The organism is Pseudomonas sp. 18058 (genome assembly GCF_902706155.1).
Lineage (GTDB): Bacteria > Pseudomonadota > Gammaproteobacteria > Pseudomonadales > Pseudomonadaceae > Aquipseudomonas > Aquipseudomonas rustica.
This window is the reverse complement of record NZ_CACSJY010000049.1, coordinates 32,783-42,912: the sequence shown is the minus strand read 5'-3', so window position 1 is coordinate 42,912 and position 10,130 is coordinate 32,783. Positions and strand designations below refer to the sequence as shown.

Here is a 10,130-nt window from a genome sequence, read left to right as displayed (position 1 = left end):
GGGAGGAACGGTTCGGGGGGGGGGGGGGGGTTAGGCAGCTTGCTGAAACTGCTGCCGATACTGGTTCGGCGACAGTTCAGTGTGCTGACGGAACAACCGCGCAAAGAAGCTCGCATCGTCGTAACCGACCTCATAACTGATGGTCTTGATGCTCTTGCGGCTGCCCGACAACAGGCCCTTCGCCGTCTCGATGCGCAGCCGCTGCAGGTAATGCAACGGCTTGTCGCCAGTCGCAGTCTGAAAACGGCGCATGAAATTGCGAATGCTCATGCCATGCTCGCGCGCCACATCTTCGAAGCGGAATTTGTCGGCGAAGTGCTCTTCAAGCCAATGCTGAATCTGCAGGATGATCACGTCCTGGTGTAGCTTCTGCCCGCCAAAACCAATGCGCCCCGGCGAATAATTGCGCTGCACTTCGTAAAGAATGTCGCGGGCCACAGCCTGCGCCACGTTGGCTCCACAGAAGCGCTCGATCAAGTAGATGTAAAGGTCGCAGGCCGAAGTGGTGCCGCCGGCGCAATACAGGTTGTCGGCGTCGGTCAGGTGCTTGTCCTGATTCAGGTGCACCTTGGGGAAGCGTTCGGTGAAGGCGTTGAAAAAACGCCAGTACGTGGTCGCCTCCTTGCCATTCAGCAGCCCGGCTTCGGCCAGCCAGAACACCCCGGTGGCTTCGCCGCAGAGCACAGCGCCGCGAGCATGTTGCTCACGCAGCCACGGCATGATTTGCGGGTAACGGGTGCACAGGGTTTCGAAGTCATCCCAGAACGCCGGGAGGATGATGATATCGGTGTTTTCCAGACCACCGTCGACGGGGATCACCACATCGCTGAAGCTTGTTACCGGTTTGCCGTCGGGGCTGACGATGCGCGTTTCAAACGCCGGTGTCAGGCCGTGGCCCAGTTGTTTGCCGTAGCGCAGGCTCGCCACATGGAAAAAATCCTTGGCTTGCATGAGGGTGAAGGCGAAAACCCGGTCGATAGCCAGGATGCTGACGCGCCGCAAGGGCGTGGAGACTTGCTTGGACATAATTCAACTTTTGTTTTGTTTTTATAAGGGAAAGTGGTCACCAGACGGCTGGATCGTCTTATTTTTTGTCGGATGTGTCCAGTGTCCTGTGTCGGAGGGGAGGCTTAGTCTCTGAGGGTCATCTCCCTCCAACAAGAAAGAAAGGTGCCGCATGATCCCCAGAACCTTGTTCAGCTCCGAGCACGAATTATTCCGCGACAGCGTACGAACCTTCCTCGAAAAAGAGGCCGTGCCGTTCCATGCGCAGTGGGAGAAACAAGGCCACATCGACCGCAAGCTGTGGAACAAGGCCGGGGAGGCGGGGATGCTTTGCTCGCACCTGCCGGAAGAATACGGCGGGCTGGGGGCGGATTTTCTCTACAGCGCTGTGGTGATCGAGGAGGTCGGCCGGCTGGGCCTGACCGGCATCGGTTTCTCACTGCATTCGGACATTGTCGCGCCGTACATCCTGCATTACGGCAGTGAAGCGCTGAAACACAAATACTTGCCGAAACTGGTCTCCGGCGAGATGGTCACCGCCATCGCCATGACCGAACCTGGCGCGGGCTCCGACCTGCAAGGCGTGAAAACCAGCGCTGTGCTCGACGGCGATGAATACGTGATCAACGGTTCGAAAACTTTCATCACCAACGGCTTCCTCGCGGATCTGGTGATCGTCGTTGCCAAGACCGATCCCAAGGCCGGCGCCAAGGGCACCAGCCTGTTTCTGGTCGAAGCGAATACGCCGGGCTTCGAGAAGGGCAAACGCCTCGAGAAGGTAGGAATGAAGGCGCAGGACACGTCGGAATTGTTCTTCCAGGACGTACGCGTGCCGAAGGAAAATCTGCTGGGGCAGGCCGGGGCAGGGTTTGCTTATCTGATGCAGGAGTTGCCTCAGGAACGCCTGACGGTGGCGATTGGCGGTCTGGCATCAGCCGAAGCAGCGTTGCAATGGACGCTGGATTACACCCGTGATCGCAAGGCGTTCGGCAAGGCGATTGCTGATTTCCAGAACACGCGCTTCAAACTGGCCGAGATGGCCACTGAAATTCAGATCGGCCGAGTGTTTGTCGACAAATGTCTGGAACTGCATCTGCAAGGCAAGCTGGATGTGCCGACGGCGGCGATGGCCAAATACTGGGGCACCGACCTGCAATGCAAGGTGCTCGACGAATGCGTGCAACTGCATGGCGGCTACGGCTTTATGTGGGAATACCCGGTGGCCCGGGCGTGGGCGGATGCGCGCGTGCAGCGGATCTATGCCGGCACCAATGAAATCATGAAAGAGATTATTGCGCGGTCGCTCTAGGTTTTGATCGTTCCCACGCTCTGCGTGGGAATGCCGCCGGGGACGCTCTGCGTTCCGCTTCGGAGGTGATCTGATAGACCTCTTCGCGAGCAAGCCCGCTCCCACAGGTACGGTGATCTCCTGTGGGAGCGAGCTTGCTCGCGAAGGCGGTTTATCTATCGATCAAGGCGCGGGATTCGGATGATCCTTGTGAATCGCCTCAATCCTTTCCAGCACTTCATCGGAAAGCTTCAGATCAAAACTGGCGATGTTGCTGTCCAGTTGTTCAAGCGTCGTCGCACCAATGATGTTGCTGGTGACGAACGGTTGCTGGGTCACGAACGCCAGCGCCATCTGCGCCGGATCCAGACCGTGCTCACGGGCGAGGGCGACGTAACGGCTGCACGCTGCTTCCGACTGTGCATTGAAATAGCGGCTGAAGCGGCTATAGAGGCTCAGACGGCCTTTCGGCGGACGTGCGCCACCTTCGTACTTGCCCGACAGGAAACCAAACGCCAGCGGCGAATAGGCGAGCAGGCCGCACTGTTCGCGGATGGCGATTTCCGCCAGACCCACTTCAAAGCTGCGGTTGAGCAGGTTGTACGGGTTCTGGATCGACACCGCACGCGGCCAGCCACGGGCTTCGGCCAGTGCGAGAAAGCGCATGGTGCCCCACGGCGTTTCGTTGGACAGACCGATGTGGCGAATCTTGCCGGCCTTCACTTGCTCGTCGAGCGCTTCGAGGGTGTCTTCCAGCGGCGTCAAATTGGCTTCGATCTTGTGCTTGTAGCCCAGCTGTCCGAAAAAGTTGGTGCTGCGCTCTGGCCAGTGCAATTGGTACAGATCGATGTAATCGGTCTGCAGGCGCTCGAGGCTGGCATCCACCGCGGCGGTGATGTGTTGGCGGTTGTGGCGCAGGTTTTTATCGCGAATGTAGTCGATGGTGTTGCCCGGGCCGGCGATCTTGCTGGCGAGGATCCAGTCGGCACGATCGCCGCGACTTTTGAAATAATTGCCGATGTAACGCTCGGTGGTGGCGTAGGTTTCGGCTTTCGGTGGCACCGGGTACATCTCGGCGGTGTCGATGAAATTGATACCGGCTTCCTTGGCGCGTTCGATCTGGGCGAAGGCTTCAGCTTCAGTGTTTTGCTCGCCCCAGGTCATGGTGCCGAGGCAGATTGCGCTCACGTTCAGGTCGGTACGGCCTAGCTGGCGATAGTCCATCGGGTACTCCTTGGGCAAAACAATCATAAAAGCAGGTTGAATTATTTTTCGCAATCTGCATAATTGCCGACCTCTTTCTGCAGTGGAAGTGATGCGCCGCCGCCGAAGAATCTTGCCGTTGAACGGACGCGCCGACCCGAGCCCCCGAAAGCGTCTGTATCCGGCTGCCTTTGACTTGTCAAAGTACGCACTATTCAGTAAGATCCGCCGTCTAATTTACAGGGCGGCCCCTGAGGCTATAAAGAATGAAAACTTTTACTGCTAAACCAGAAACAGTAAAGCGCGACTGGTTTGTCGTCGACGCTGCTGGTCAGACCCTGGGTCGTCTGGCCACCGAAATCGCGAGCCGTCTGCGTGGCAAGCACAAGCCTGAGTACACTCCTCACGTTGACACCGGCGACTACATCGTCGTAATCAACGCTGAGCAGATTCGTGTTACCGGTGCTAAAACCACTGACAAAATCTACTACTCCCATTCCGGTTTCCCGGGCGGCATCAAGTCGATCAACTTTGAAAAGCTGATCGCTAAAGCCCCTGAGCGCGTGATCGAGACCGCGGTTAAAGGCATGCTGCCTAAAAACCCACTGGGTCGCGACATGTACCGTAAGCTGAAAGTCTATGCGGGCGCTGCACACCCACATACTGCTCAGCAGCCCCAAGAACTGAAGTTTTAACGGAATAGTACATTATGTCGGCGACTCAAAATTACGGCACTGGCCGTCGCAAGACCGCAACCGCACGCGTTTTCCTGCGTCCGGGTACTGGTAACATCTCCATCAACAACCGTTCGCTGGAAAACTTCTTCGGCCGCGAAACTGCCCGCATGGTAGTTCGTCAGCCGCTGGAGCTGACTGAGACTGTCGAGAAGTTCGACATCTACGTCACCGTGATCGGCGGTGGTGTAAGTGGTCAAGCTGGCGCAATCCGCCACGGTATCACTCGCGCTCTGATGGACTACGACGAAACCCTGCGTGGCGCTCTGCGCAAAGCTGGCTTCGTTACTCGCGACGCCCGTGAAGTTGAACGTAAGAAAGTTGGTCTGCGTAAAGCGCGTAAGCGTCCGCAGTACTCGAAGCGTTAATTCCGCTTCCACGTTCAAAAAGAACGCCCGCCTCCTCACGGAAGCGGGCGTTTTTTTATGCCTGTGATTTATCAAAGAATTGCGCTGCGACAACTTGCCACTTCCGTAGACCCCCTATACTGCAAGGCTTGAGGGTAAGAGCTCCGGGTAATTCCCTTGTCAGAATTGGGGCTTTTCATTACCATTCGGCAAAATTTTTATAAGTAACATTGATTTATTTAGTAGATGCCTGATTTAACAGGCCACAAAAGCTGATGGGAGAGGACTGAATGAGCAATGACGGCGTGAATGCAGGCCGGCGTCGCTTCTTGGTAGCAGCCACATCCGTGGTGGGTGCTGCAGGAGCGGTGGGGGCTGCGGTCCCGTTCGTGGGGTCATGGTTTCCCAGTGCCAAGGCGAAAGCCGCCGGTGCACCGGTGAAAGTGAATGTCAGCAAAGTCGAGCCAGGACAGCAGATGATTGCTGAATGGCGTGGCCAGCCGGTGTTCATTGTCCGCCGTACCAAGGAAATCCTGGATAATCTGAAAAAGATCGAGGGCCAGCTCTCCGATCCTGAATCCAAAAACTCCACGCAACCCACCTATGTCGACCCTGAAGTGCGATCGATCAAGCCGGAAATTCTGCTGCTGATCGGGATCTGCACACACTTGGGTTGCTCACCGACCTTCCGTCCCGAAGTGGCACCTGCGGATCTGGGTAAAGACTGGGTAGGCGGTTATTTCTGCCCTTGCCACGGTTCCCACTACGATCTGGCTGGCCGCGTCTACAAGTCGCAACCTGCGCCTTTGAACCTGCCAGTTCCCCCGCATTCCTATGAGACCGATGACCTGATTGTCATTGGCGTCGATACGGAGAAAGCGTGATGAGCAAGTTCATGGATTGGGTTGATGCGCGCTTTCCCGCGACGAAAATGTGGGAAGACCATCTCAGCAAGTATTACGCGCCAAAAAACTTTAACTTCTTCTACTTCTTCGGCTCCCTGGCGCTGCTGGTTCTGGTCAATCAGATCGTCACCGGTGTCTGGCTGACGATGAGCTACACGCCGTCGGCAGAAGAAGCGTTCGCTTCCGTTGAATACATCATGCGCGACGTCGAGTACGGCTCGATCCTGCGTTTGCTGCACTCGACCGGCGCTTCGGCGTTTTTCATCGTGGTCTATCTGCACATGTTCCGTGGCTTGCTTTACGGTTCGTACCAGAAACCGCGTGAACTGGTCTGGGTGTTCGGCATGCTGATTTACCTGGCGCTGATGGCCGAAGCCTTCATGGGTTATCTGCTGCCATGGGGTCAGATGTCCTACTGGGGTGCCCAGGTGATCATCTCGCTGTTCGGTGCGATACCGGTGATCGGTAACGACCTGACCCAGTGGATTCGTGGTGACTACCTGATCTCCGGCATTACCCTGAACCGCTTCTTCGCCTTGCACGTTGTTGCGCTGCCGATCGTGATTCTCGGTCTGGTGGTGTTGCACATTCTGGCGCTGCACGAAGTGGGTTCGAACAACCCTGACGGCGTCGACATCAAGAAGCACAAAGACGAAAACGGCATCCCGCTGGACGGCATCGCCTTCCACCCGTACTACACCGTGAAAGACATTGTCGGTGTCGTGGTATTCCTGTTTATCTTCTGCTTCATTGTGTTCTTCTTCCCGGAAATGGGCGGCTACTTCCTCGAAAAACCAAACTTCGAGCAAGCTAACCCGTTCAAGACACCAGAGCACATTGCGCCGGTTTGGTACTTCACACCGTTCTACGCAATCTTGCGGGCAATCCCCGACAAACTCATGGGCGTTATCGCCATGGGCGCGGCGATTGCGGTGCTGTTCGTGCTGCCGTGGCTGGATCGAAGCCCGGTCAAATCGATGCGCTATAAAGGCTGGATGAGCAAAATCTGGCTGGTGGTGTTCTGCATTTCGTTCGTGATCCTCGGCATTCTCGGTGTGCTTGCGCCAACGCCGGAGCGAACCTTGCTGTCGCAGGTCTGCACCTTCCTGTACTTCGCCTACTTCATTCTGATGCCGTTCTACACCAGGCTCGAGAAGACCAAACCGGTTCCGGAAAGGGTGACTGGCTGATGAAAAAGTTATTTTTTGCTCTGATTTTTGCTGCGTTGCCTGTCTTGTCGTTCGCTGCTGAACACGGTGCGGAGCTGGAAAAAGTCGACATCGATGTCTCCGATAAAGCTGCTTTGCAGGACGGTGCGCGCACTTTCGCCAACTACTGCATGGGTTGCCACAGCGCCAAGTTCCAGCGTTACGAGCGCGTTGCCGACGACCTCGGCGTGCCGCACGAACTGATGCTGGAGAAGCTGGTGTTCACCGGTGCCAAGATCGGTGATCACATGACCATCGGCATGCAGCCGGCGGACGCCAAGACCTGGTTCGGCGCAGCACCACCGGATCTGACTCTGGTGGCTCGCGTGCGTGGCACCGACTGGCTCTACGGTTACCTGAAGTCGTTCTACGAAGATCCAGCACGCCCATGGGGTGTGAACAACAAGGTCTTCCCGAACGTCGGCATGCCTAACGTACTGGTCGGCCTGCAAGGTCGCCAAGTGGTGGGCTGCAAACAAGTGCAGATCGTCGAAGACGGCAAGAAGCAATATGATCCGTTGACCGGTACGCCGCTGACTCATGAAGCGTGCGATCAATTGACCATCGTGCCGAAATCCGGTGCTCTGAACGAAGAGCAGTTCGATGAGAAGGTCAAGAATCTGGTAACCTTCCTGGCTTACTCGGCTAACCCGGTTAAGCTGCAACATCAGCGCATCGGTACCTACGTCTTGCTGTACCTGGCGTTCTTCTTTGTGTTCGCCTACCTGCTCAAGCGTGAATACTGGAAAGACGTGCACTGATACGCTTCAAAGCATTGCTGTTAATCGCGCGCGCCCAAGGGCGCCTCCGATAACGCAACGTCCGGTTCGCCGGATATTGCGGGAGGCGCCCTCTGGGCGCGCGCGTTTTTCCGGTTCCAATCATTTCAACAAGCGAGGAGGATCGCCATGGGCGTGACCAATCGGTTGGCCTGTTACTCCGACCCCGCCGACCACTATTCCCACCGAGTGCGCATCGTGCTTGCAGAGAAGGGTGTCAGCGCCGAAATCATTTATGTGGAAGCTGGTCGTCAGCCGCCTAAACTGATTGAGGTGAACCCTTACGGAAGTCTGCCTACGCTGGTCGATCGTGACCTGGCGCTGTGGGAGTCGACTGTGGTGATGGAATATCTGGATGAGCGTTACCCGCACCCGCCGTTGTTGCCGGTTTATCCAGTGGCGCGTGCCAATAGTCGACTGCTGATTCATCGTATTCAGCGCGACTGGTGTGGTCTGGTGGATCTGATTCTTGATCCAAAGTCCAAAGAGGCCGCGCGTGTCGTGGCGCGCAAGGAATTGCGTGAAAGCCTGACGGGCGTGTCGCCGCTGTTTGCCGACAAGCCGTTTTTCCTCAGTGAGGAACAAAGTCTGGTGGATTGCTGCCTATTGCCAATACTCTGGCGTTTGCCGATTTTGGGTATTGAACTGCCGCGGCCAGCCAAGCCGCTGCTTGATTACATGGAGCGCTCGTTTGCGCGTGAGGCTTTCCAGGCGAGTCTGTCTGGTGTCGAACGCGATATGCGCTAAGGCTTAAGGAGCCGCTATGAACTCCAGTCGACCTTATTTGGTTCGCGCGCTCTATGAGTGGATTGTGGATAACGATTGCACCCCGCACATGCTGGTCAATTCCGAGTACCCGGCGGTGCAAGTGCCGCAGGGTTTCGCCAGTGACGGGCAGATTGTCCTGAACATCTCGCCAAGTGCCGTACGGCATTTGCACATGGACAACGACGTGGTGACCTTTGAAGGTCGCTTCGGTGGCGTCCCGCACAGCTTGTACGTGCCGATTGGCGCCATCCTGGGGATCTACGCCCGGGAGAACGGTCAAGGCATGGTGTTTGATCTCGAGTCGCCGATGGATGACGAGGAAGAGATCGAGTCGGATGACGACTTGCCACCACCGGACAGCGAACCGCCGCGCCCAACAGGCCGGCCAAGTTTGAAAGTGGTGAAATAAAAAAAGGCGATCCGGATGGATCGCCTTTTTTATGCGCATCTCAAAACTTCACATACATCTCAAATCTGCATACACATCTCAAAACTGCATGCGCATCTCAAAACTTCATATACATCTCAAAACTGTAGGAGCTGCCGAAGGCTGCGATCTTTTGATCCTGATCTTTAAAGCAAGATCAAAAGATCGCAACCTTCGGCAGCTCCTACGTAGAGAGGTGTATCAGTCGATGTACTCGAACAGCTTCACAATCTTCTGTACGCCGGAAACGCCCTGCACCAGGTTGGTTGCCTGAGTGGCTTCCTGTTTGGTCAGCAGGCCCAGCAGGTAGACGATGCCATTCTCGGTCACGACCTTGATGCGCGAGCCGGGAATGCTGGCATCGGTGAGCATCTGCGTCTTGATCTTGGAGGTCAGCCAGGTGTCGTTCTGGCGAGCCAGGAAACCGGACGGCGGAATAACCTGCAGCTCGTTATGCACGGTTTTTACCCGTTGAACAGCGGCTGCGGCCTGTTCGGCCTTGGCTTTCAGGTCTGCACGAGGCGTTTGCCCCGCAAGCAGAACAACACCGTTGAAACTGGTCACGACGATGTGTGAATCGTTGTCCAGCGCCGGGTCGGCCTTCGCCACGTTCACACCCACTTTGGTTTCGATCAATGAGTCGTCGATCTTGCTGCCGAAAGTGCGCGTGCCACGGTCGTCATCGATCGGCGCTTCACGGCTGGCATTCACCACCGAGGTGCAGCCGCTGATGCCGAGGCACAGGGTCAAGGCCAGAAGGCCAAGGCGATTAGGGGTCATTCTTCACTCCCGAACAGTTGGCTGTCGATCAGATCGCAGAGGCAATGGATCGCCAGCAAGTGGACTTCTTGAATACGTGCAGTGACATTGGCCGGAACGCGAATCTCGACGTCCTCGGGCAGCAACAGCGAGGCCATGCCGCCGCCATCGCGTCCGGTCAAAGCTACGACAATCATTTCGCGATCATGTGCGGCCTGGATCGCTTGAATAATGTTCGCCGAGTTACCGCTGGTCGAAATCGCCAGCAGGACATCGCCTGGCTGACCGAGCGCACGGATCTGTTTGGAGAAAACTTCGTTGTAGCTGTAGTCGTTGGCGATCGAGGTGATCGTCGACGTGTCGGTGGTCAGGGCAATGGCCGGCAGGCTTGGGCGCTCGCGCTCGAAGCGGTTGAGCAGCTCCGAAGAAAAGTGCTGGGCGTCACCGGCGGAGCCGCCGTTGCCGCACGAAAGCATTTTGCCTTCGTTGAGCAGGGCGTTGACCATGATCTGGCTGGCTTGCTCGATGTGCGGTGCAAGTACGTCCATCGCCTGTTGCTTGGTGTCGATACTGGCCTGGAAAAGCTGGCGAATTCGGGATTGCATGTCCATCTGTGTGACCTTAAGTAGCGCGGCTATTCGGCACATGAAAGTGCAGCCCGCAAAGCAAAGAGCAAAATTTGTCGGTGGGATTGTCCGGATTGCAGC

At 56.6% G+C, this 10,130-nt stretch carries 12 protein-coding genes; 8 read left to right on the top strand and 4 right to left on the bottom strand.

Annotation, left to right across the window (positions count from 1 at the left end; genetic code table 11):
• Positions 1-30: 30 nt before the first annotated feature.
• A complete protein-coding gene (locus tag GVL50_RS22315; RefSeq protein WP_172680158.1) occupies positions 31-927 on the bottom strand; it encodes a GlxA family transcriptional regulator in 897 nt (298 codons plus the stop codon).
• A 250-nt stretch (positions 928-1,177) separates the two neighbouring features.
• Between GVL50_RS22315 and GVL50_RS22310 the strand changes: the two genes are divergently transcribed.
• Positions 1,178-2,314, top strand: a complete 1,137-nt coding sequence (locus GVL50_RS22310; protein WP_159815081.1) for an acyl-CoA dehydrogenase family protein — start codon at positions 1,178-1,180, stop codon at positions 2,312-2,314.
• A 162-nt stretch (positions 2,315-2,476) separates the two neighbouring features.
• Here GVL50_RS22310 and GVL50_RS22305 read toward each other — a convergent pair whose 3' ends face one another.
• Positions 2,477-3,517 (bottom strand): NADP(H)-dependent aldo-keto reductase, encoded by a 1,041-nt coding sequence (locus GVL50_RS22305; protein ID WP_159815080.1) that lies wholly within the window; start codon positions 3,515-3,517, stop codon positions 2,477-2,479.
• A 245-nt stretch (positions 3,518-3,762) separates the two neighbouring features.
• On the opposite strand from GVL50_RS22305, the gene rplM reads away from it, so the two are divergent.
• The 7 genes from rplM (at position 3,763) to GVL50_RS22270 (ending at position 8,646) form a co-directional block, all read left to right on the top strand.
• The gene (rplM, locus tag GVL50_RS22300; RefSeq protein ID WP_019693576.1) at positions 3,763-4,191 is read left to right on the top strand and encodes a 50S ribosomal protein L13; all 429 of its coding nucleotides are present in this window, start codon (positions 3,763-3,765) and stop codon (positions 4,189-4,191) included.
• A 14-nt stretch (positions 4,192-4,205) separates the two neighbouring features.
• The gene (gene rpsI / locus GVL50_RS22295; RefSeq protein ID WP_008080273.1) at positions 4,206-4,598 is read left to right on the top strand and encodes a 30S ribosomal protein S9; all 393 of its coding nucleotides are present in this window, start codon (positions 4,206-4,208) and stop codon (positions 4,596-4,598) included.
• Positions 4,599-4,867: 269 nt separating this feature from the next.
• Positions 4,868-5,461: a ubiquinol-cytochrome c reductase iron-sulfur subunit gene (petA, locus tag GVL50_RS22290; protein WP_053123662.1), complete on the top strand. Its 594-nt coding sequence runs from the start codon at positions 4,868-4,870 to the stop codon at positions 5,459-5,461.
• Positions 5,461-6,672: a cytochrome bc complex cytochrome b subunit gene (locus GVL50_RS22285; protein WP_016985147.1), complete on the top strand. Its 1,212-nt coding sequence runs from the start codon at positions 5,461-5,463 to the stop codon at positions 6,670-6,672. The genes petA and GVL50_RS22285 overlap by 1 nt, the downstream gene beginning before the upstream one ends.
• The gene (locus tag GVL50_RS22280; protein WP_159815079.1) at positions 6,672-7,451 is read left to right on the top strand and encodes a cytochrome c1; all 780 of its coding nucleotides are present in this window, start codon (positions 6,672-6,674) and stop codon (positions 7,449-7,451) included. Before GVL50_RS22285 ends, GVL50_RS22280 begins: the two co-directional genes overlap by 1 nt.
• Before the next feature lie 147 nt (positions 7,452-7,598).
• On the top strand, positions 7,599-8,216 hold the full coding sequence (locus GVL50_RS22275) for a glutathione S-transferase N-terminal domain-containing protein (protein ID WP_047303097.1): 618 nt from the start codon (positions 7,599-7,601) through the stop codon (positions 8,214-8,216).
• Positions 8,217-8,232: 16 nt separating this feature from the next.
• Positions 8,233-8,646, top strand: a complete 414-nt coding sequence (locus GVL50_RS22270) for a ClpXP protease specificity-enhancing factor (RefSeq protein WP_053123658.1) — start codon at positions 8,233-8,235, stop codon at positions 8,644-8,646.
• A gap of 219 nt (positions 8,647-8,865) precedes the next feature.
• Here GVL50_RS22270 and GVL50_RS22265 read toward each other — a convergent pair whose 3' ends face one another.
• Positions 8,866-9,444 (bottom strand): BON domain-containing protein, encoded by a 579-nt coding sequence (locus GVL50_RS22265; protein ID WP_007917023.1) that lies wholly within the window; start codon positions 9,442-9,444, stop codon positions 8,866-8,868.
• Entirely contained in the window at positions 9,441-10,034 is a 594-nt protein-coding gene (locus GVL50_RS22260) for a phosphoheptose isomerase (RefSeq protein ID WP_008082788.1), read from the bottom strand. The genes GVL50_RS22265 and GVL50_RS22260 overlap by 4 nt, the downstream gene beginning before the upstream one ends.
• Positions 10,035-10,130 lie beyond the last annotated feature (96 nt).